The organism is Roseovarius sp. A46 (assembly GCF_004126395.1).
Classification (GTDB): domain Bacteria; phylum Pseudomonadota; class Alphaproteobacteria; order Rhodobacterales; family Rhodobacteraceae; genus Roseovarius; species Roseovarius nitratireducens.
Map to the genome: position 1 here is coordinate 39329 of NZ_PVWS01000016.1, position 19472 is coordinate 58800.

A 19472-nucleotide genomic window follows, 5' to 3' on the forward strand; every position below is an offset into this window, starting at 1 on the left:
TGGACCGGGAGAGCATCCCAACCCAACGGGGCCAGCCATGACGCATAATCCCATCCGCCCGTGGCGCAATATCGAACGCCGCCAATCCCGCCGGATCATGGTCGGTTCCGTCCCGGTGGGTGGCGGGGCACCGATCACCGTGCAGACCATGACCAACACGCCCACCACCGACGTGGCCGCCACCGTCGCGCAGGTGCAGGCCGCCGCCGAGGCGGGGGCCGACATCGTGCGCGTCTCGGTGCCTGACGAGCCGTCGTCGCGGGCCCTGCGCGAGATCGTGCGCGAAAGCCCGGTGCCAATCGTCGCGGACATCCATTTCCACTACAAGCGCGGCATCGAGGCGGCGGAGGCTGGCGCAGCCTGCCTGCGGATCAACCCCGGCAATATCGGCGACGAGCGGCGCGTGCGCGAGGTGATCGCTGCGGCACGCGATAACGGCTGTTCGATGCGGATCGGGGTCAACGCGGGATCGCTGGAAAAGCACCTCCTGGACAAGTATGGCGAGCCCTGCCCCGACGCGATGGTGGAATCCGGCCTCGACCATATCCGCATTCTTGAGGACAACGATTTCTTTGATTTCAAGATCAGCGTAAAGGCCTCGGACGTGTTCATGGCCGTCGCCGCCTACATGCAATTGGCCGACGCGACCGACGCGCCGCTGCATCTCGGCATCACCGAGGCGGGCGGGCTCATGTCCGGCACGATCAAGAGCGCGATCGGGCTGGGCAACCTGCTCTGGGCCGGAATCGGCGACACGATCCGCGTAAGCCTGTCGGCCGACCCGGTCGAAGAAGTGCGCGTCGGCTATGACATCCTCAAGTCGCTTGGGCTGCGGCACCGGGGCGTCAATATCATCTCCTGCCCGTCCTGCGCACGGCAGGGCTTCGACGTGATCGCCACGGTGTCGGAGCTGGAAGAGAGGCTGGCGCATATCAAGACGCCGATGAGCCTCAGCATCATCGGCTGCGTGGTCAACGGCCCCGGCGAGGCGCTGATGACCGACGTTGGATTTACCGGCGGCGGCGCGGGCCACGGCATGGTCTATCTCGCAGGCAAGGCAAGCCACAAGATGTCGAACGACGCGATGATCTCGCATATCGTCGAAGAGGTCGAGAAACGCGCGGCCGAAATCGAGGCGAGCGCAGCGCAGGCGGCAGAATAAGGCCGGCAAAACCGGGGCATTCCGGCCAGGCATGGCTGGGACGCCCAGCGACTGCCCGCGCGGGAAAAGGCGTGCCCGCACAGCATGCCTTTACCCCGACCAGACAGCCAGTACCGGCGGCGCTTACCTCGTCTCGTCCTGTCCGGTGCCGCCGTCGTCGTCCGCCGCGTACTCGGTCTCCGGGTCGTACCCGCTCGCACCTTCCTCCAGCAGGGTGACGTGGGTGCTGTCGGTCTCGGGATCGTAGGCGAGGCCGTAATTGCTGTGCCCATCCTCCCGCACCCGATGCCATTCGTGCCAGGCTGCATAGGCAAAGATCGCGATGAAGGGCGTAAGCAGGATCAGGGCGAGCGCGCTGGTAGGCATGGTCACCTCCCCGATTGGCGCGGGGCGAACGGTATGGTGCGTGCCACCCTCACGCGTTGGCTTCGCGGATCTTCTCGGCGGCGGTCTTGTCGTAGGCCACGCCGCTCTTGTCGAGAAGCTGGTCGAGCTCCCCCGAGAGCGTCATCTCGGTCACGATGTCGCAGCCGCCCACGAACTCTCCCTTGACGTAGAGTTGCGGGATCGTGGGCCACTCGGAGTAATCCTTGATCCCCTGGCGGATGCCCTCGTCGGCAAGCACGTTCACATCGGCGAAATCGACGCCCATGAAATTGAGCACCCCCGCCACGCGGCTGGAAAAGCCGCATTGCGGCATGTCCTTGGTGCCCTTCATGAACAGCACCACGTCGGAGGTGCTTACGGTTTCCTGGATGCGGGTCTTGGCGTCGGTCATTTTTTGCGGTCCTTGGGTATGAAGAGTTTCGCGTAGGTCTGCGGATCGCGGGAGATGCGATAGGTCATGGATTGCCCGCCGCTCACCCCGGAGGAATAGTGCGATTCGATGATGCTGTCGCCGGATCCCGGCTCGGTGCCGCGCCGGGCCCCGCTCCCGCTCTCGCGCTCTTGGCGCAGGACCTGCGCGGCGCGCAGCACGGCCAGCAACAGGACGAGGCCTGACAGCACCGTGATGATCGCCGCACCCGACATCAGCCGGGGGCCTTGGTGGTCAGCGCGAGCGCGTGGATCGCACCGTCGGGGCCGTCCATCTTGCCCTTGAGCGCGGCGTAGACGAGACGTTGCTGCTGCACGCGGTTCAACCCGCGAAAGCTTTCGTCGATGACCTCGGCGGCGAAATGCACGCCGTCATCGCCCTCGACGGTGATGCGGGCATCTGGCAGAGCCTCGCGGATAAGCGCCTCGAGATCGGAAGCGAGAAGGGCCATCGGCTTGTCTCCCTTGTGTCCTCTGCCGCAGATGTAGACCGCCGGGGGGCCGCGTGCAAGGGACGCTCAGATTTCCTCGCCCTTCTTCAGAAGTTCGTCGATCAGGGCACGCTGCAACGCGCCGCTGTCGCCACCGCCATATAGCAGCCCGCCCGAGGAATAGAGCGTGCCAAAGCTCTGCGCGAGGTTCACGACCTGCCCGATCCCCGAGATGAGCTGATCCTTCTTCAGGGCCGCCAGCGGGTGAATATAGGCCGACCACAGGATCTCCTTGGCGATGGCATAGCGGGCGTCGAGCGCGCTGTCGAAATTGGCCTGCATCATGCGCGTCATCTGGTCGGGCGTGACATCGGCGCTGCGCGCGACCGGGGTGATGGCGCGCATCCGGTCGGCGCTCTCATCCGTGACGACGAGCACCTGCACATCGTCGATGATCAATTGCCAGACCGCGCCGTCCCTCTGCGCCTCGGGGTCGAGCGCGCGGATGATCGCATCGAGCCGGTCGAGGGTCATGGCCGGCTCGGTTGCCGCATCCGGCGGCGTGCCGGTCGCAGGCGGTTCCTCGGGCGCGGTCTCCTGTGCAAGCAGCGTGAACGGCAACATCAGCAGGGCGGCGAGCAGCGTCAGGCGGGGCATGGCGTGTCCTTCATCCGGGCTGTTCCGAGACTGCCACAGGGACCGGGACCGCGCCACGGCCCTCGCCGAAACGTGAAGGGGCCACCTGTCAACGGGACCGGCCTGCCCGAACGCAAAAGCCCCCGCCGGGGCGAGGGCCTTTGAAAAATAATGGCAGCAGTGGCGCGGTTGACGGGGCTCGAACCCGCGACCTCCGGCGTGACAGGCCGGCACTCTAACCAGCTGAGCTACAACCGCCCGCTGCCTGCCCGGTCGCCCGGGCGTGACGCGCTTCTAAGCGCCGCCCGGGCCCGCGTCAAGCAGCTTTGGCTCGCGAAATCGCGGTTTTCACGGCGGGCGCCGACCGGGCTTGGGATGGTGGGTGATGAGAGACTCGAACTCCCGACATCTTCGGTGTAAACGAAGCGCTCTACCAACTGAGCTAATCACCCTGCCCGCGCCTGATAGCCAAGCGCCCGCCCGCGCACAAGGGACTTGTCGACACGAGGCCCACACCGGCGCCTTACAACGGCCAGAACACCAAAAGCAGCGGCATCGCGACGAGCACGACAAGCCCCTCGAGCGGCAGGCCCAGCCGCCAGTAATCCCCGAACCGAAACCCGCCCGGCCCGAGGATCATGGTGTTGTTCTGGTGCCCCACCGGCGTCAGGAACGCGCAAGAGGCCCCGATCGCCACCGCCATCAGAAAGCTGTCTGGATTGGCGCCCAGCGTCGCGGAAATGCCCAGCGCGACGGGGCACAGGACGGCGGCGGTGGCAGCGTTGTTCATCACGTCGGACAGGAACATCGTCGTCACCAGCACCACCCCCAGCGCGATCACCGGATTGCCCTGCGACACGGTCCCGACCAGGAACCGCGCCAGCAAATCGGCAGCGCCGGTGCTCTGCATCGCGCCCGCCACCGGGATCAGCGCACCCAGCAGCACGATCACCGGCCAGTCGATCGCGGTATAAACCTGCCGGAGCGGCACCGTGCGCAGCACCATCGAGGCCAGCACCCCCAGCGCGAAGGCCGCCGCCGAAGGCAACAGCCCCAGCGTCACCAACGCGATCGCCGAAACCATGATCGCTCCGGCCATGATCGCCATGCGCTTGTCGGGAATGCGCAGGTCGCGCGCGCCCAGCGGCACGCAGCCGGTCTCCTTGACGAAGCCGGTCACGGCCTCCGCCGCGCCCTGCACGAGCAACAGATCGCCGGATTTGAGCTTCAGCGTCCGCAGCCGCGTGCGCGGCGGGTGGCCCTCGCGCGACACCGCCAGCAGGTTGAGCCCGTGGCGCGTGCGCAGCCGCAGGTCGCGGGCCGAGCGCCCGACGATGGTCGCACCCGGCAGCACCGCCAGTTCGCGCAGCACGATCTGGCCATCACCGTCGCGCGACCGATCCTCCTCCGCGTCCTCCTCCTCCTCGGTGTCCGCGCCCTCCGCGTCCTCCGCCGTACCGCCAGAGCCTGCGCGCCCCTCTTCGTCCTCCACCACCTGCGCCGCCGCCGCCTCCGCATCTTCGAGCGAGATGCCAAACACCGACACCGCCTCGCCCAGAGCCTCGACATCGGCCTCCAGCACCAGCACGTCGCCCGCGCGGATGCGCCGCCCGCCATGCGGCGCGGTCAGGCGCACGCCGTTGCGTATCAGCCCGACCACCTGCGCGTCGCTGTCCTCGATCTCGCGCTCAAAACCGCGCAGCGTGAGGCCCACGGCCTTGCTGTCGTCGGGCACCGTCAATTCGGTGAAATACGCCCCCGTATCGAACCCCTCCCCCGCCACGGATTTGCGCTCCGGCACCAGCCGCCAACCGAGCAAGGTGACAAAGATGACGCCCGCCCCCGCCACGGCCACCCCGACCGGTGCAAAATCGAACATGGCGAACTGTCCCAGCCCCGCCTCCTCGCGAAAGCCCGAGACGATCAGGTTGGGGGGCGTGCCGATCAGCGTGGTCATGCCCCCCAGAATCGTGCCAAAGGCCAGCGGCATCAGCACCTGCCCGGGCGTCAGGTCCAGCCGGTCCGACAATTGCATCGCCACCGGCATCAGGAGCGCCATCGCACCCACATTGTTCATCACCCCCGACAGCGCCGCCCCCAGCCCGACCAGCGCGCCCATGCTGGCCAGCCGCCCGGTATCGCGCGGCAACAGCCCGCGCGCCAGCCAGTCTACCGCGCCGGTGGTCTGCAACCCGTGGCTCAGGATCAGGACGCAGGCGACGGTGATCACCGCCGGATGCCCGAACCCGGCAAAGGCCGCGCCCGCGGGCACCAGCCCGGCGATCACACAGGCCATCAGCGCAGCGAGCGCCACCACGTCATGGCGCAGCCTGCCCCACATGAACAGCCCGAGCGTAGCCGCGAGGATCGACAGAATGAGCACCTGGTCGAGTGTCACGGCGCCGGCCTTTCAGACGGGGCGCGCGCGCTCAGCGCGCCGATCGCTTGCCAAACTCGCTGTCCAGAAGTGCCCGTATCTTGCGACCGCCGCCGCGCAGCGCGGCCTCCACATCCGCATCGGAATGCCTGATCGAGTGGGGCTGCATCCCCTCGGGGCGCGCCTCGATGGTGCACAGGATGTCATCGCCCCCCCCCTTGGCCGCGTTCACGTCGGCCAGGTGGACCTCGACCCGCGTCAGGCGCTCTGCCAGATGCCCCAGCGCCGCGGTGACGATGCCCTCGGCGATCTCGGCCAGCCTGTCATCGCCCTGAATATGCGAGTCGGTGTTGAGTTGGAATTGCATGCCGGACCTCTCTTGAGTGTGACGGATGTGCCGTGACCCGGGCCACGATACCTCTGGGTACCCGAAATCACCGCCCCGAACCACCGCAAACACGCCAGCCGCCAGCCTGTCACCACTACAGGGAAAATGGTGGGTGATAAGAGATTCGAACTCCTGACATCTTCGATGTGAACGAAGCGCTCTACCACTGAGCTAATCACCCGTGCGCGGCTATTTAGCGTCACTTCCGGGGGTCTGCAACCACCTCTTTCGCATCTTTATCATCCGCCGTTCCGGCCTCCGCACCGCGGGCGGCATTCTGCCGGATACGGGCGATGATCACGCGACCATTGGCCATCTGCTTGGTGCGGTTGATCTTGACCTTGCCCATCGGCGCGAGGTTGAGCTCGCGCCCCTCGGCGAGCGCCTCGCCGATGAGCGCCAGCGCCGCCTCAAGCACCGGCTTGGCAAATTTCTTCTTCACGTCCGAGCGCGCGACCACCTGCGCCAGCAATTCCTGCCGCTTGAGATCGGGCAGCACCGGCTCGGGCGCGGTCTCCGCCACCACCACCGGCTTCGGCGCGGCGGCCGCGGGCTTGGCCGGGGGCTCGCTGCTCTTGCGCGATGTGGTCGCTGCCTTTGGTGCGCCGCCGCGCGGGCCTGCCTTCGTTGCCATGAAACGCCTCGATCCTGTGCTCAAATTGGTGCTTTTGCAGCAACAGCCTAACGCCCCAACGACGACAATTCCACCCAACAGTTGACCTTGCGAGCGCTGAAACCCTATCGTTGACAGCGTCGCAAAATCATACTGGGGAACAAAGTCTTGAAGAATCTTGCTTGCGCCATCGCGTGTGCCACCACATTCGCCGCCTCGCCCCTGCTTGCCGGGGCGCTCAGCGACCCGGTGGTCGAACCCGAGGTCATCATCGCGGATACAACCGACAACTCGCAGGATGTCGGACAGCTCATCATCCCGTTGATGCTGCTGATGATCATCGTCGGGATGGGTTACGGCCACTGACACCGCGCGCATCGTCCAGACGGTAATCGGTCGGGGGCGGTGCCCTCTTTCACCGTTTCTCGACCGGCGCTCGGCAAGGTGTGCACACGCACCGCGCCTGAAGCGGAGGCGCGCGTTGCAACGGCCCACGCCGCCCGAACGCGTATTCCCTGATCGCAAATACAGAACGGCACGAGGTTGCCCCCGCGCCGTTCCTGCTTTCGACCAGGTGCACCGCGTCAGTGCGCCACCGTGCCCCGCGCTTCGTCATCGCCGGATTTGAGCGCGGCCTCGGCGACGGCGGCCTCGTGGGCCTCCTGATCCCAGTCCACCGGCTCGGGCTGCCGTACCAGCGCCAGCTTGAGCACGTCGCGCACGTGATCGACGGGGATGATCTCCAGCCCCTCCTTCACGTTGTCGGGGATCTCGGTCAGGTCCTTCTCGTTGTCGCGCGGAATGAGCACCGTTTTGATCCCCCCCCGCAGCGCCGCGAGCAGTTTTTCCTTCAGCCCCCCGATGGGCAGCGCGTTGCCGCGCAGCGTGACCTCGCCGGTCATGGCGATGTCCTTGCGGATCGGGATGCCCGTGAGCACCGATACGATGGAGGTGACCATCGCAAGACCCGCCGAGGGCCCGTCCTTGGGCGTCGCCCCTTCGGGTACGTGCACGTGGATGTCCCATTTCTCGAACTTGGGCGGCTTGATGCCCAATTCCGGTGCCACGGACCGCACATAGGAAGAAGCCGCGTCGATCGATTCCTTCATCACGTCGCCCAGGGTGCCGGTGGTCTTCATCCGGCCCTTGCCCGGCAGGCGCAGCGCCTCGATGTTCAGAAGCTCACCGCCAACGGAGGTATAGGCGAGGCCCGTGACCACGCCGACCTGATCGCTCTCCTCTGCCAGACCGAACTTGAACTTCCGCACGCCCAGGAAATCGCCAAGGTTCTCGGGCGTCACGGTTATCGCCTTGTCCTTACCCTTGATGATGCGCGTCACGGCCTTGCGCGCGATCTTGGCGATCTCGCGTTCGAGGTTCCGCACCCCGGCTTCGCGGGTGTAATAGCGGACAATATCGGTCAGCGCTGCGTCGGTCAGCTCGAACTCGCCCTTTTTCAGGCCGTTGTTCTTGATCTGCTTCTGCAACAGGTGCTGCTTGGCGATCTCGCGCTTTTCGTCCTCGGTATAGCCCGCCAGCGGAATGATCTCCATCCGGTCCAGAAGCGGCGACGGCATGTTGTAGCTGTTGGCCGTGGTCAGGAACATCACGTTCGAGAGGTCGTATTCCACCTCGAGATAGTGATCGACAAAGGTTGAGTTCTGCTCGGGGTCCAGAACCTCCAGCATCGCGCTCGCCGGGTCGCCCCGGAAATCCTGCCCCATCTTGTCGATCTCGTCGAGCAGGATGAGCGGGTTGGTGGTCTTGGCCTTCTTCAGCGACTGGATGATCTTGCCGGGCATCGAGCCGATATACGTCCGGCGGTGGCCGCGAATCTCGCTCTCGTCGCGCACGCCACCCAGGCTGATGCGGATGAACTCGCGCCCCGTCGCGCGCGCCACCGACTTGCCCAGCGAGGTCTTGCCCACGCCCGGCGGGCCCACGAGGCACATGATCGGCCCCTTGAGCTTTTTCGAACGCTGCTGCACTGCGAGGTATTCGACGATCCGCTCCTTGACCTTCTCAAGCCCGTAGTGATCGGCGTCCAGCACCTCCTGCGCGCGGTTCAGGTCCTTCTTGACCCGGCTCTTGGTGCCCCACGGGATCGACAGCATCCAATCGAGGTAATTGCGCACCACCGTCGCCTCGGCGCTCATCGGGCTCATGTTCTTGAGCTTCTTGAGCTCGGCCTCGGCCTTTTCGCGCGCTTCCTTGCTGAGCTTGGTCTCGTTGACGCGCGCTTCCAGCTCGGCGATCTCGCCCTCGCCGTCCTCGCCGTCGCCCAGCTCCTTCTGAATGGCCTTCATCTGCTCATTCAGGTAATACTCGCGCTGCGTGCGCTCCATCTGGCTCTTGACGCGGGTCTTGATCTTCTTTTCGACCTGCAACACGCTCATCTCGCCCTGCATCAGGCCATAGACCTTCTCCAGCCGCTCGCTCACGCTCAGCGTCTCCAGAAGCTCCTGCTTGCGCTCGACATCAAGGCCCAGGTGCCCCGATACCAGATCGGCAAGCCGCGCCGAATCCTCGGCCTCGCTCACCGCCGCCAGCGCCTCGTCGGGGATGTTCTTGCGGATCTTGGCGTAGCGCGCGAATTCCTCGGCCACCGTGTGCAACAATGCCTGCGTGGTGGTCGGATCGCCCGGCATCTCGTCGATAAGCTCGGCACGGGCGGCAAAGAATTCCTCCTGCCCGAGAAACTCGACAATACGCACCCGCCGCACGCCCTCGACCAGCACCTTCACGGTGCCGTCGGGCAGCTTCAGCAGTTGCAGCACATTGGCCAGCACACCGACGCGAAAGATGCCGTCCTCGGCGGGGTCGTCGTCGGCGGGGTCGATCTGGCTCGACAGCAGGATCTGCTTGTCGTCAGACATTACCTCTTCCAGCGCGCGTACCGATTTCTCGCGCCCGACAAAGAGCGGCACGATCATGTGCGGGAACACGACGATGTCGCGCAGCGGCAGCACCGGGTAAGAGGCGTTGAGTTGGTCTGTCATGCTCGGTTTCCTGTCTCTAGCAAGAGGGCCTGCCCCGGCTCGGCGGCAGCGAGGGCCCTCTCCGTTGCGTTACCCCTCATTTGGGGCGTGCACCCCCGGGTTTCAACGAATTGGCGCGCAGAATGCCTCGACAGGCCCCGTCGCACAAGGGCGCATCGGTCGCGCCATGTCGAATTGCCGCGCCGGCCGTCGGGCTGCCATCCTCACAATGGCGCAATATCGCCCTCCGCCCGCGCGGCGTGAAACTCCGTCTCCCACGCCGCAAATCGCCCCCCGGTGATCGCCGCGCGCATCCCTGCCATCAATTCCTGGTAATAATGCAGGTTGTGCCAGGTCAGCAGCATCCCCGCGATCATCTCGCCCGAACGGTAGACATGGTGCAGGTAGGCGCGCGAATAGCCGCGGCAGGCGGGGCAGGTGCAGTCCTCGTCCAGCGGGCGGGGATCGTCGGCGTGCCGCGCGTTCTTGAGGTTGACCTGCCCCCGGCGCGTCCACGCCTGCCCCGTCCGGCCCGAACGCGACGGTAGCACGCAATCCATCATGTCCACTCCGCGCTTGACCGCGCCGACGATATCGTCGGGCTTGCCCACCCCCATCAGGTAGCGCGGGCGGTCCTCCGGCAGCATGCCGGGCGCGTAATCGAGGCATTCGAACATGGCTTCTTGCCCCTCGCCCACCGCCAGCCCGCCGATGGCATACCCGTCAAAGCCGATCGCGCACAGCGCCTCCGCGCTCTCCTCGCGCAAATCGCGTTCCAGCCCGCCCTGCTGAATCCCGAACAGCGCATGACCGGGGCGGTCGCCAAACGCCTCGCGCGACCGCGCCGCCCAGCGCATCGACAGCCGCATGCTCTCGGCCAGCCGCGCGCGGTCGGCGGGCAGCGCCGGGCACTCGTCGAACGCCATCACGATATCGCTGCCCAGAAACGCCTGTATCTCCATCGACCGCTCCGGGCTCAATTCATGGCGCGATCCGTCCACATGGCTGCGAAACGTGACCCCCGCTTCGGTCAGCTTGCGCAGCCCCGACAGGCTCATCACCTGGAATCCACCCGAATCCGTCAGGATCGGCCCGTCCCAGTTCATGAACCGGTGCAGCCCCCCCAGCCGCGCCACCCGCCCCGCGCCGGGACGCAGCATCAGGTGATACGTGTTGCCCAGCAGGATATCCGCCCCGGTGGCGCGCACGCTTTCGGGCAGCATCCCCTTCACGGTGCCGGCGGTGCCCACCGGCATGAAGGCAGGCGTGGCAATGTCGCCACGCGTCGTGCGGATGACGCCCGCGCGCGCCAAACCGTCGGTTGCCATGAGCGAATAGTTGAATGATGCTGACATACCGCTTCCCGTAACAGAGCGGCACCATATCCGACGAATCCGCGACCATGACAAGGAGGCCGCGCCAATGAGCGACACGCCCACACCACCCCAGCCGCTGCAATTCGGCTGGGAGGAATGGATATCGCTGCCCGATCTCGGCGTGCCCGCGCTCAAGGCCAAGGTCGATACCGGCGCGCGCACCTCGGCGCTCCATGCCTTCGATATCGAGACCTTCGGCCCCGCCTCGAAACCCAAGGTGCGTTTCACCGTCCACCCGATCCCGGGGCGCGACGATCTCGTGATCCCCTGCTCCGCACCGATCCTCGACCGGCGCGAGGTGGCCTCTTCCAACGGCGAGCGCGAATTGCGCTACGTGATCCAGAGCGTGCTCGCGGTGAACGGCGATAGCTGGCCCATAGAGATCACACTCACCAACCGCTCCACCATGACCAGCCGGATGCTGCTCGGGCGGCAGGCGCTCAAGGATCACATCTCCATCGTCGCCACCGACCGCTTCCTGCAGCCCGAGCTCAGCTATGATGTTTACCACACGTCGAAAATGCGCGCCGTCCAGCCCAAGCGCGCCCTGCGCATCGCCGTGCTATCGCGCGAAAACAATTATTCCACGCGGCGCCTGGTCGAAGAGGGCGAGAAACGCGGCCACACCGTAGAGGTGATCGACACCACGCGCTGCTACATGGCGATCAACGCGCTGGCCCCCGAGGTGCATTACGACGGCAAGCGCCTGCCCCGTTACGACGCGGTGATCCCGCGCATCGGCGCCTCCGTCACCGCCTATGGCGCCGCCGTGATCCGCCAGTTCGAGACCATCGGCACCTTCTGCGCCAACACCTCCGCCGGGATCATCGCCAGCCGCGACAAGCTCTACGCCCACCAGTTGATGGCGCGCGCGCAGGTCGGCATGCCCAACACCGCCTTCGCCGCCTCGCCCAAGGATACCGGCAACCTGATCGGCCTCGTCGGCACCGCGCCGCTGATCGTCAAGCTGCTCGAATCGACGCAAGGCAAGGGCGTGGTCCTCGCCGAGACGAAAAAGGCCGCCGAATCGGTGATCGACGCCTTCCGCGGCCTCAAGGCCAATTTCCTCGTGCAGGATTTCGTGCGCGAAGCGGCGGGCGAGGATATCCGCTGCCTCGTGATCGGCGGCAAGGTCGTGGCCTCGATGAAACGCACCGGCGCGGATGGCGATTTCCGCTCCAACCTGCATCGCGGCGGATCGGCCAAATCGGTGCGAATCACCAAGGCCGAACGCGAGACCGCGATCCGCGCCGCCCGCGTGTTCGATCTCAACATGGCGGGCGTGGACCTGCTGCGCTCCGAAACCGGGCCCAAGGTGCTCGAGGTCAATTCCTCGCCTGGCTTCGAGGGGATCGAGACCTCGACCGGCAAGAACATCACCGGCGCGCTCTACGAGATGATCGAGACGCGGGTGCGCCCCGCCCCGGTCCGTCGGCGCAAGACCACCGCGCGGTGACCCCCTCGAACCGTGCGGTTCGCGCGCTGAACCGTGAGGTTCGCCCTCTGGACGCGGGCGGGGTTAAATCTTATATGTTTTATCGGAAACACTGCAGGAGCCGTCCGTCATGACCGCAACAGAGCCCCTCGAAGGCGCGCCGCTGATCGCGCCCTCCAGCACCGATCACCCGCTCTACGACCAGGTGGTGGAGGCCTGTCGCTCCGTCTATGACCCTGAAATCCCTGTGAATATTTACGATCTCGGGCTGATCTACACGATCGACATCTCACCCGAAAACGCAGTCGGGGTGGTGATGACGCTGACCGCCCCGGGTTGCCCGGTCGCGGGCGAAATGCCCGGCTGGGTCGCCGACGCGATCGAGCCGCTTCCCGGCGTGAAACAGGTCGATGTCCAACTCACCTGGGAGCCGCCCTGGGGGATGGACATGATGTCAGACGAGGCTCGGCTTGAGCTGGGTTTCATGTAACGAAATCAACGAACTGGAAGGGTATCCTCATGTTCGGCACCCCCGGAAAGCAGGCCGTCTCCATAACGCCCGCTGCCGCCACGCAAATCGCGAAACTGATGGGACGCGACGGCCATCAAGGCTTGCGCATCGGCGTCAAGAAAGGCGGCTGTGCGGGCATGGAATACACGATGGAGTATGTGACCGAGGTCGATCCCCACGATGAGGTGGTCGAACAGGACGGCGCGCGCATCCTGATCGCGCCAATGGCACAGATGTTCCTGTTCGGCACCGAGATCGACTACCAGACATCGCTCTTGGAATCAGGTTTTGTCTTCAACAACCCCAACGTCACCGAATCTTGCGGCTGCGGAGAGTCGATCAAGTTCGCAGATATGTAAGCTTAGTGGCGTAACTCATTGCCAAAAGGCGATTTTTCATGAAACGCAAACTCGCCGCCGGCAATTGGAAGATGCACGGCACCAATGCCAGCCTGACCGAGATCGCCGCGCTCGTCACCGCCCATCCCGCGCCCGGCGCCGATATCCTTCTCTGCCCGCCCGCAACGCTCCTCGCGCGGGCCGCGGTCCTTGCCGCCGACAGCGCCGTGATGATCGGCGCGCAGGATTGCCACCCTGCCGCCTCGGGCGCCCATACCGGCGATATCTCTGCCCCGATGCTGGCCGATGCGGGGGCAACGGCGGTCATCCTCGGCCATTCCGAACGCCGGGAAAATCATAGTGAAACCAATGATTTGATCTCCGAAAAGGCGCGCTCGGCCCACGCCGCGGGTCTCACGGCGGTAATCTGCCTCGGCGAGACGCTCGCGCAGCGCGAGGCCGCGCAAACCCTTGAAATCATCGCCACCGATCTGCACGCTTCCCTGCCCGACAGCGCCACCGCCGCCAACACCGTCCTCGCCTACGAGCCGGTCTGGGCCATCGGCACCGGCCTCACCCCGACCGAGGCGCAGATCGCCGAGGTCCACGGCCTCATACGCAGCCTGCTCAGCGAGCGACTTGGCGAGACAGAGGCCGCCGCGCTGCGACTGCTCTACGGCGGGTCGGTCAAGCCCGGCAACGCCGCCGGGATATTTGGCATCGCCAATGTGGACGGTGCCCTGGTCGGCGGCGCTAGCCTCAAGGCCGCCGATTTCTCTCCGGTTATCAACGCCCTGGAAGCCACAGTTTAACTCGCGTGGCTTCATCTTGCCAAAAATATTCCGGGGGAGTCGGCCCGCAGGGTCGGCGGGGGCAGCGCCCCCATTCTCCGCTCACAGCGGCAGCATCGTGGTCGACTTGATCTCTTCCATCGATAGCAGCGCCGTGACCGTGTGGATCTTCACCTCCGCGATCAGCGCCTGATAGAACACGTCATAGGCCCGGGCATTGGTGACACGAACCTTCAGGATGTAGTCGATATCGCCCGCAAGCCGGTGCGCCTCCATGACCTCTGGACGTTTCTTCAACGTTTCCAGGAATTTCGCCTGCCACTCCGCGTCATGCTCCGACGTCCGTACCAACACGAAGAAGCACGCCTCCAGCCCCAGCGCCTCGGGGTCGAGCAGCACCGTCTGCTGACGGATGACACCGCCCTCGCGCATCTTGCGGACGCGGTTCCACACCGGTGTTTTCGAGGAGCCCACGGCGCGGGCAATATCGTCGAGCGACTGCGCCGCATCGCGCTGCAACTGCCCTAGGATTTTCCGATCAAGCTCATCTATCCGGATCGTCATTCCACCTGCCCTCCAAAACTGGAACACCCCACCACGATCCTCATCAAAATGGAACGTGTGTCCTTATTGTTTGCGGCATCTGGCGTTCTGGAGGGAATATTTCCTATATTCTTGGTGAAGTCAAACAGTCCCGGACCCGTGTCGCCATGCCCAGCCAACCCGCCCACCGCGCTGTAACCCCCGTCGCCCTCGTCGGCGCGGGCCCCGGCGGCATCGACTTGCTCACCATCCGTGCCCTGCGGCTGATCGAGGCGGCGGACGTGGTGATCCATGACCGGCTGGTGAGCGGCGACATCCTCGCGCTCGCCCATGCGGACGCCCACGTGATCGCCGCAGGCAAGCAGGGGTTCGGCCCCACCACGCCGCAAGAGGCGATCAACGCGCTCATCACCGGCCACGCGCTCACCGGCGCGCGGGTCGTGCGGCTCAAGGGCGGCGACCCGGTGCTGTTTGGACGCCTCGACGAGGAGATTGCGGCGCTCGAAGACGCCGACCTGCCCTACGAGATCGTGCCCGGCGTCACGGCAGCTTCGGCCGCCGCCGCCTCCATCGGCCAGAGCCTGACGCAACGCGGGCGCAACTCCGGCCTGCGGCTGCTCACCGGCCATGACATGCAGGGCTTTGCCGATCACGACTGGCGCGCGATGGCCCACCCGGGCGAGGTGGCGGCGCTCTACATGGCCAAGCGCGCCGCACGCTTCGTGCAGGGCCGGCTGATGATGCACGGCGCAGCCCCCGACACGCCTGTGACCCTGGTCGAGAACGCCGCCCGCGCCGACGAACGCATCCTCGCCACCACGCTGGCCGACTGGCCCACCGACCTGGCCGATGCCGGGCTGGACGGCCCGGCACTCACCTTCCTCGGGCTCGCCCCGCGCGAGGCCCGTGCCCGCATTCCGCAAACGACCCCGCTGACCAGACAGGAGCTTGCCTGACATGCCCCGCGCCTTCACCCCCAAGGTCGTCACCGCCAATGCCCTCGTCGAGGGCGACGTGGTCTATCTCACCTCCGATGACCGCTGGACGCGCGACCTCGCCGAGGCCGAGCTGCTGACCGACGAGGCCGATGCCGATCTGCGCCTGTTGCAGGCGCAGGCCCGCACGTCCGAGGTGGTCGGTGCCTATCTCGCCGACATGCGCCCCGGCGCGAACGGCCCCGAGCCCGCCCATTTCCGAGAGGCGTTCCGCGCCACCGGCCCCTCCAACCGCTTTCATGGCAAGCAGTCCGAAGGGCTGCGCCGCGCCTGACCCACGCGACACGCGCAGGAGACAGAAGATGTATCGCTATACCGAGTTCGACACCGCCTTTCTCGCCGAGCGCACCCGCCAGTTCCGCGCGCAGGTCGAGCGGCGGATCGACGGCCATCTTACCGAGGACGAGTTCAGGCCGCTGCGCCTGATGAACGGGCTTTACCTGCAATTGCACGCCTACATGCTGCGCGTGGCGGTGCCCTACGGTTCTCTGGACGCCGCGAAGATGCGGCAACTGGCCTATCTCGCCGAACGGTGGGACAAGGGCTATGGTCATTTCACCACGCGCACCAACATCCAGTACAACTGGCCGAAACTGCGCGATGTTCCGGATATGCTCGACGCGCTGGCCGAGGTGGGGATGCACGCCATCCAGACCAGCGGCAACACCATCCGCAACGTGACCTCGGACCATTTCGCGGGGGCCGCGCCGGACGAGATCACCGATCCCCGCCCGGTGGCGGAACTGATCCGGCAATGGTCCACCGACCATCCCGAGTTTCAGTTTCTGCCGCGAAAGTTCAAGATCGCGGTCATCGCGTCCGAAACCGACCGCGCGGTGATGAAGAGCCACGATATCGGCGTGAAGATCGTAGAGCAGGACGGCACACGCGGCTACGAGATATGGGTCGGCGGCGGCATGGGTCGAACGCCGATGGTGGCGCGGCTCCTGCGCGAGTTCCTGCCAGAGGCCGACCTGCTGCCTTATCTGGAGGCGACGGTCGCCACCTATAACCGCATGGGCCGGCGCGACAACAAGTACAAGGCGCGGATCAAGATCACCGTGCACGAGCACGGGCTCGACGCATTCCGCGACGAGGTCGAGGCAGAGTTTCCCGATCGCCGCGCGGCGTTCACGGGCGTTGATCAGGCGTGGCTCAGTGATATCCGCGCGCGCTTCGTCACGCCCACGCTCTCCGAGCGCGATGCCGCCCCCTATTACGCCGCGCGCGTCACAGACCCGGTGCTCCGCGCCTGGGCGGATACCAATGTGGTGCCGCACCGGCATCCCGATCACGGCATCGTCAGCATCAGCCTCAAGGCGCATGGCGCGACGCCCGGCGACGCCTCGGCCGATCAGATGCAACTGGTGGCCGACCTGGCGGAGCAGTATGGGCACGACGACATCCGCGTGAGCCACGCACAGAACCTCGTGCTGCCGCATGTGGCGTTGGCCGACATACCGGCGGTTCACGCCGCCCTGCGCGAGGCGGGGCTTGCCACCGGCAATATCGGCCTCGCCTCCGATATCATCGCCTGCCCCGGCATGGATTACTGCGCGCTTGCGACCGCGCGCTCGATCCCCGTGGCGCAAGGTATCGCGACACGGCTCGAAGAACTGAAGATCGAGCACGATGTAGGCCATCTGCAAATCAAGATATCGGGCTGCATCAATGCCTGCGGCCACCACCACGTGGGGCATATCGGCATTCTCGGCCTCGACCGCGCGGGGGTGGAGAACTACCAGATCACCCTCGGCGGCGACGCGTCGGAGAGCACGGCAGTCGGCACCCGCACCGGTCCCGGCTTCGCCTATGACGAGATCGTGCCGGCGGTGGAGCGGTTGATCCTCGCCTATCTCGACCTGCGCGAGGGGCCCGACGAGACATTCCTGCAGGCCTATACCCGGCTCGGGATGGCCCCGTTCAAATCCGCGCTCTACGATCACGAGGCCCGCGCCCATGCCGCAGAGTGAGCTGACAGACCGGGTGGCCGCGCTCAACACGCGCTATCGCCACCATTCGGCAAACTCGGTGCTCGCCCGCGCGCTCGCCGACCCGGCGGCGGGGCGGCTGGCGCTGGTGTCGAGCTTTGGCGCCGAATCGGTGGTGCTGCTGCACATGGTGGCGGTGACACGCCCGGCAACACCGGTGATCTTCATCGACACGGAGATGCTGTTCGCCGAAACGCTGGTCTACCAGCAAGAGCTCGCCGAACGGCTGGCCTTGCGCGATCTGCGTATCATCAGCCCCGGGGCGGGCGACCTTGCGCAGACCGACCCCGACTCCACCCTGCACCGGCGCGATCCCGACGCCTGCTGCGCGCTGCGCAAGACACGGCCGCTCCTGCGTGCGCTCGACGGCTTCGACGGCTGGATCACCGGGCGCAAGCGCTACCAGGCAGGCACGCGCGCGGCGCTCGAGTTTTTCGAGATCGAAGAGGGCACCGGGCGCATCAAGGTCAACCCGCTGGCCCACTGGGCACGCGAGGACGTCCAGACCTACATGGAAGAAAACCGTCTGCCCCGGCACCCGCTGGTGGCGCGCGGCTACCCGTCCATCGGCTGCATGCCCTGCACCACCCCCGTCAGCGCGGGAGAAGACCCGCGCGCAGGCCGCTGGCGCGACCACGACAAGTCCGAATGCGGCATCCACATCGTGGATGGCCGCGTCATTCGCAAAGGAGTCTCCGCATGAGCACCATCGTCACCGACCGGGGCTTTGGCCCCGATGACTGGACCGCGCCCATCGTGGCGCTGGAGGATGCCCGCCCCGGCGTGGGCATCAATCTGCCCGCGAGCGCCGATCCGATGGAACTCGCCGGACGGCTCCGCGACACGCCGCTCATACGCGTGAACTTCTCGTCCTTCGCCGACGGACGCGGCTTTAGCATCGCGCGGCGGCTGCGGCTCATGGGCTACAAGGGGCGGCTGCGCGCCGGTGGCCACGTGATCGCCGATCAATACGCGATGGCGCGGCGTTCGGGCTTTGACGAGGTCGAGATCAGCGACGAGATCGCCACCCGTCAGCCGCAGGATCAGTGGCAGTTCCGCGCCAACTGGCAGGCGCATGACTATCAATCGCGGCTGCGGGGCTGAATATCGCCTTCACCTGACCTAGGTCAAAGATTAGAAGAGGATGTCGGTTTAGACGCACCGGCAGAGTGAACCATGACCGAGATGAGCCCCGTGACCCAGACCACCGCCGCCAAGGCCCCCAAGGCCCCGACCCTGCCCGACGCGCAGACCGTGACCTCGGTTCGGCATTACACCGACCGGCTGTTCGCCTTTCGCGTCACACGGCCTGCGTCCCTGCGCTTTCGCTCGGGCGAGTTCGTGATGATCGGGCTGATGCAGAAGGACGAGAAGACGGGCCGCGAGAAGCCGCTCCTGCGCGCCTATTCCATCGCCTCGCCGTCCTGGGATGACGAGCTGGAATTCTACTCTATCAAGGTGCAGGACGGCCCGCTCACCTCGCGGCTGCAACATATCGAGCCGGGGGACGAGATCATCCTGCGGCCCAAGCCGGTCGGCACGCTGGTGCATGACGCGCTCCTGCCGGGCAAGCGGCTGTGGCTGTTTGCCACCGGCACCGGCATCGCGCCTTTCGCCTCGCTGCTGCGCGACCCGCAGACCTATACCGATTACGAGGAGGTGATTCTCACCCATACCTGCCGCGAGGTGGGCGAGTTGACCTATGGTCGCGAACTGATCGAGAGCATCCGCGGCGACGAGATGCTGGAGGAGCTTATCGGCGAGGGCTTTGCCGACAAGCTGCGCTATTACCCCACCACAACGCGTGAGGAGAGCCCCAAGATGGGCCGCATCACCGACCTGATGCGCGCGGGCGAAGTATTCGATGATCTCGGCGTGAAACCGCTCGAGCCCGGGACCGACCGCGCGATGGTCTGCGGCAACCTCGCCTTCAACCTCGAGATCAAGCAGATGCTCGAGGATTACGGGCTGCGCGAGGGCGCCAATTCAGAGCCCAAGGAATACGTGGTGGAAAAGGCGTTCCTCGACTGAAACGCCTCCGCTGAAATGAGAAAACCCGCGCAAGGACAATGGCTTGCGCGGGTTTTTTTC

Annotated in this window: 23 protein-coding genes and 3 tRNA genes; 12 read left to right on the forward strand and 14 right to left on the reverse strand. The window is 65.9% G+C overall.

What is annotated here, in order from left to right; translation table 11 throughout:
* Nucleotides 1-37 precede the first annotated feature (37 nt).
* The gene (ispG, locus tag C6W92_RS10100; RefSeq protein ID WP_129432849.1) at nt 38-1162 is read left to right on the forward strand and encodes a flavodoxin-dependent (E)-4-hydroxy-3-methylbut-2-enyl-diphosphate synthase; all 1125 of its coding nucleotides are present in this window, start codon (nt 38-40) and stop codon (nt 1160-1162) included.
* 123 nt (nt 1163-1285) lie between these two features.
* Here ispG and C6W92_RS10105 read toward each other — a convergent pair whose 3' ends face one another.
* The 11 genes from C6W92_RS10105 to C6W92_RS10155 all read right to left on the reverse strand — a co-directional run bounded on the left by C6W92_RS10105 (nt 1286) and on the right by C6W92_RS10155 (nt 6444).
* Nucleotides 1286-1528 (reverse strand): hypothetical protein, encoded by a 243-nt coding sequence (locus C6W92_RS10105; RefSeq protein WP_129432850.1) that lies wholly within the window; start codon nt 1526-1528, stop codon nt 1286-1288.
* A gap of 49 nt (nt 1529-1577) precedes the next feature.
* Nucleotides 1578-1940, reverse strand: a complete 363-nt coding sequence (gene grxD / locus C6W92_RS10110) for a Grx4 family monothiol glutaredoxin (protein WP_104019013.1) — start codon at nt 1938-1940, stop codon at nt 1578-1580.
* A complete protein-coding gene (locus C6W92_RS10115; RefSeq protein ID WP_129432851.1) occupies nt 1937-2194 on the reverse strand; it encodes a hypothetical protein in 258 nt (85 codons plus the stop codon). The genes grxD and C6W92_RS10115 overlap by 4 nt, the downstream gene beginning before the upstream one ends.
* The gene (locus tag C6W92_RS10120) at nt 2194-2430 is read right to left on the reverse strand and encodes a BolA/IbaG family iron-sulfur metabolism protein (protein ID WP_129432852.1); all 237 of its coding nucleotides are present in this window, start codon (nt 2428-2430) and stop codon (nt 2194-2196) included. Before C6W92_RS10120 ends, C6W92_RS10115 begins: the two co-directional genes overlap by 1 nt.
* Before the next feature lie 66 nt (nt 2431-2496).
* Entirely contained in the window at nt 2497-3066 is a 570-nt protein-coding gene (locus tag C6W92_RS10125) for a type III secretion system chaperone (protein ID WP_129432853.1), read from the reverse strand.
* Between the two features lie 160 nt (nt 3067-3226).
* Nucleotides 3227-3303: transfer RNA gene (locus C6W92_RS10130), tRNA-Asp, on the reverse strand.
* A gap of 118 nt (nt 3304-3421) precedes the next feature.
* Nucleotides 3422-3497, reverse strand: a tRNA-Val gene (locus C6W92_RS10135).
* A 71-nt stretch (nt 3498-3568) separates the two neighbouring features.
* The gene (locus C6W92_RS10140) at nt 3569-5443 is read right to left on the reverse strand and encodes an SLC13 family permease (protein WP_129432854.1); all 1875 of its coding nucleotides are present in this window, start codon (nt 5441-5443) and stop codon (nt 3569-3571) included.
* Nucleotides 5444-5474: 31 nt separating this feature from the next.
* Nucleotides 5475-5789: an HPF/RaiA family ribosome-associated protein gene (locus tag C6W92_RS10145; RefSeq protein ID WP_129432855.1), complete on the reverse strand. Its 315-nt coding sequence runs from the start codon at nt 5787-5789 to the stop codon at nt 5475-5477.
* Nucleotides 5790-5916: 127 nt separating this feature from the next.
* A tRNA-Val gene (locus C6W92_RS10150) sits at nt 5917-5991 on the reverse strand.
* Between the two features lie 18 nt (nt 5992-6009).
* On the reverse strand, nt 6010-6444 hold the full coding sequence (locus C6W92_RS10155) for an HU family DNA-binding protein (RefSeq protein WP_129432856.1): 435 nt from the start codon (nt 6442-6444) through the stop codon (nt 6010-6012).
* Nucleotides 6445-6591: 147 nt separating this feature from the next.
* Here C6W92_RS10155 and C6W92_RS10160 point away from each other — a divergent pair, with 147 nt between their 5' ends.
* Entirely contained in the window at nt 6592-6789 is a 198-nt protein-coding gene (locus C6W92_RS10160) for a hypothetical protein (RefSeq protein WP_104019006.1), read from the forward strand.
* 218 nt (nt 6790-7007) lie between these two features.
* On the opposite strand, the gene lon is transcribed toward C6W92_RS10160, so the two are convergent.
* On the reverse strand, nt 7008-9422 hold the full coding sequence (gene lon, locus C6W92_RS10165; RefSeq protein ID WP_129432857.1) for an endopeptidase La: 2415 nt from the start codon (nt 9420-9422) through the stop codon (nt 7008-7010).
* 203 nt (nt 9423-9625) lie between these two features.
* Nucleotides 9626-10756: a tRNA guanosine(34) transglycosylase Tgt gene (gene tgt / locus C6W92_RS10170; protein ID WP_129432858.1), complete on the reverse strand. Its 1131-nt coding sequence runs from the start codon at nt 10754-10756 to the stop codon at nt 9626-9628.
* A gap of 67 nt (nt 10757-10823) precedes the next feature.
* Between tgt and rimK the strand changes: the two genes are divergently transcribed.
* From rimK to tpiA, 4 genes are all read left to right on the forward strand, one after another.
* Nucleotides 10824-12233 (forward strand): 30S ribosomal protein S6--L-glutamate ligase, encoded by a 1410-nt coding sequence (rimK, locus tag C6W92_RS10175; RefSeq protein WP_129432859.1) that lies wholly within the window; start codon nt 10824-10826, stop codon nt 12231-12233.
* A 109-nt stretch (nt 12234-12342) separates the two neighbouring features.
* Complete coding sequence (locus C6W92_RS10180) at nt 12343-12702, forward strand: SUF system Fe-S cluster assembly protein (protein WP_104019002.1); 360 nt, start codon at nt 12343-12345, stop codon at nt 12700-12702.
* A gap of 29 nt (nt 12703-12731) precedes the next feature.
* The gene (locus tag C6W92_RS10185) at nt 12732-13082 is read left to right on the forward strand and encodes an iron-sulfur cluster assembly accessory protein (RefSeq protein ID WP_129432860.1); all 351 of its coding nucleotides are present in this window, start codon (nt 12732-12734) and stop codon (nt 13080-13082) included.
* A 38-nt stretch (nt 13083-13120) separates the two neighbouring features.
* Nucleotides 13121-13873, forward strand: a complete 753-nt coding sequence (tpiA, locus tag C6W92_RS10190; protein ID WP_129432861.1) for a triose-phosphate isomerase — start codon at nt 13121-13123, stop codon at nt 13871-13873.
* A gap of 81 nt (nt 13874-13954) precedes the next feature.
* On the opposite strand, the gene C6W92_RS10195 is transcribed toward tpiA, so the two are convergent.
* Nucleotides 13955-14416 carry an Lrp/AsnC family transcriptional regulator gene (locus C6W92_RS10195; RefSeq protein WP_129432862.1) on the reverse strand — a complete coding sequence of 154 codons (462 nt, stop codon included), beginning with the start codon at nt 14414-14416 and terminating at the stop codon, nt 13955-13957.
* Between the two features lie 146 nt (nt 14417-14562).
* On the opposite strand from C6W92_RS10195, the gene cobA reads away from it, so the two are divergent.
* The 6 genes from cobA (at nt 14563) to C6W92_RS10225 (ending at nt 19412) form a co-directional block, all read left to right on the forward strand.
* The gene (cobA, locus tag C6W92_RS10200) at nt 14563-15351 is read left to right on the forward strand and encodes a uroporphyrinogen-III C-methyltransferase (protein ID WP_129432863.1); all 789 of its coding nucleotides are present in this window, start codon (nt 14563-14565) and stop codon (nt 15349-15351) included.
* A 1-nt stretch (nt 15352) separates the two neighbouring features.
* The gene (locus tag C6W92_RS10205; protein ID WP_129432864.1) at nt 15353-15664 is read left to right on the forward strand and encodes a DUF2849 domain-containing protein; all 312 of its coding nucleotides are present in this window, start codon (nt 15353-15355) and stop codon (nt 15662-15664) included.
* Between the two features lie 28 nt (nt 15665-15692).
* Entirely contained in the window at nt 15693-17363 is a 1671-nt protein-coding gene (locus C6W92_RS10210; protein WP_129432865.1) for a nitrite/sulfite reductase, read from the forward strand.
* A complete protein-coding gene (locus C6W92_RS10215; RefSeq protein ID WP_129432866.1) occupies nt 17350-18084 on the forward strand; it encodes a phosphoadenylyl-sulfate reductase in 735 nt (244 codons plus the stop codon). The genes C6W92_RS10210 and C6W92_RS10215 overlap by 14 nt, the downstream gene beginning before the upstream one ends.
* Entirely contained in the window at nt 18081-18485 is a 405-nt protein-coding gene (locus C6W92_RS10220; protein ID WP_129432867.1) for a DUF934 domain-containing protein, read from the forward strand. The genes C6W92_RS10215 and C6W92_RS10220 overlap by 4 nt, the downstream gene beginning before the upstream one ends.
* Nucleotides 18486-18557: 72 nt before the next feature.
* The gene (locus C6W92_RS10225) at nt 18558-19412 is read left to right on the forward strand and encodes a ferredoxin--NADP reductase (protein WP_129432868.1); all 855 of its coding nucleotides are present in this window, start codon (nt 18558-18560) and stop codon (nt 19410-19412) included.
* Nucleotides 19413-19472 lie beyond the last annotated feature (60 nt).

Bases quoted from the DNA above. Each gene is read 5' to 3' on its own strand.
- ispG (WP_129432849.1), top strand. From the start codon at position 38: ATGACGCATAATCCCATCCGCCCGTGGCGCAATATCGAACGCCGCCAA.
- C6W92_RS10105 (WP_129432850.1), bottom strand. From the start codon at position 1,528: ATGCCTACCAGCGCGCTCGCCCTGATCCTGCTTACGCCCTTCATCGCG.
- grxD (WP_104019013.1), bottom strand. From the start codon at position 1,940: ATGACCGACGCCAAGACCCGCATCCAGGAAACCGTAAGCACCTCCGAC.
- C6W92_RS10115 (WP_129432851.1), bottom strand. From the start codon at position 2,194: ATGTCGGGTGCGGCGATCATCACGGTGCTGTCAGGCCTCGTCCTGTTG.
- C6W92_RS10120 (WP_129432852.1), bottom strand. From the start codon at position 2,430: ATGGCCCTTCTCGCTTCCGATCTCGAGGCGCTTATCCGCGAGGCTCTG.
- C6W92_RS10125 (WP_129432853.1), bottom strand. From the start codon at position 3,066: ATGCCCCGCCTGACGCTGCTCGCCGCCCTGCTGATGTTGCCGTTCACG.
- C6W92_RS10145 (WP_129432855.1), bottom strand. From the start codon at position 5,789: ATGCAATTCCAACTCAACACCGACTCGCATATTCAGGGCGATGACAGG.
- C6W92_RS10155 (WP_129432856.1), bottom strand. From the start codon at position 6,444: ATGGCAACGAAGGCAGGCCCGCGCGGCGGCGCACCAAAGGCAGCGACC.
- lon (WP_129432857.1), bottom strand. From the start codon at position 9,422: ATGACAGACCAACTCAACGCCTCTTACCCGGTGCTGCCGCTGCGCGAC.
- tgt (WP_129432858.1), bottom strand. From the start codon at position 10,756: ATGTCAGCATCATTCAACTATTCGCTCATGGCAACCGACGGTTTGGCG.
- rimK (WP_129432859.1), top strand. From the start codon at position 10,824: ATGAGCGACACGCCCACACCACCCCAGCCGCTGCAATTCGGCTGGGAG.
- C6W92_RS10180 (WP_104019002.1), top strand. From the start codon at position 12,343: ATGACCGCAACAGAGCCCCTCGAAGGCGCGCCGCTGATCGCGCCCTCC.
- C6W92_RS10185 (WP_129432860.1), top strand. From the start codon at position 12,732: ATGTTCGGCACCCCCGGAAAGCAGGCCGTCTCCATAACGCCCGCTGCC.
- tpiA (WP_129432861.1), top strand. From the start codon at position 13,121: ATGAAACGCAAACTCGCCGCCGGCAATTGGAAGATGCACGGCACCAAT.
- C6W92_RS10195 (WP_129432862.1), bottom strand. From the start codon at position 14,416: ATGACGATCCGGATAGATGAGCTTGATCGGAAAATCCTAGGGCAGTTG.
- cobA (WP_129432863.1), top strand. From the start codon at position 14,563: ATGCCCAGCCAACCCGCCCACCGCGCTGTAACCCCCGTCGCCCTCGTC.
- C6W92_RS10205 (WP_129432864.1), top strand. From the start codon at position 15,353: ATGCCCCGCGCCTTCACCCCCAAGGTCGTCACCGCCAATGCCCTCGTC.
- C6W92_RS10210 (WP_129432865.1), top strand. From the start codon at position 15,693: ATGTATCGCTATACCGAGTTCGACACCGCCTTTCTCGCCGAGCGCACC.
- C6W92_RS10215 (WP_129432866.1), top strand. From the start codon at position 17,350: ATGCCGCAGAGTGAGCTGACAGACCGGGTGGCCGCGCTCAACACGCGC.
- C6W92_RS10220 (WP_129432867.1), top strand. From the start codon at position 18,081: ATGAGCACCATCGTCACCGACCGGGGCTTTGGCCCCGATGACTGGACC.
- C6W92_RS10225 (WP_129432868.1), top strand. From the start codon at position 18,558: ATGACCGAGATGAGCCCCGTGACCCAGACCACCGCCGCCAAGGCCCCC.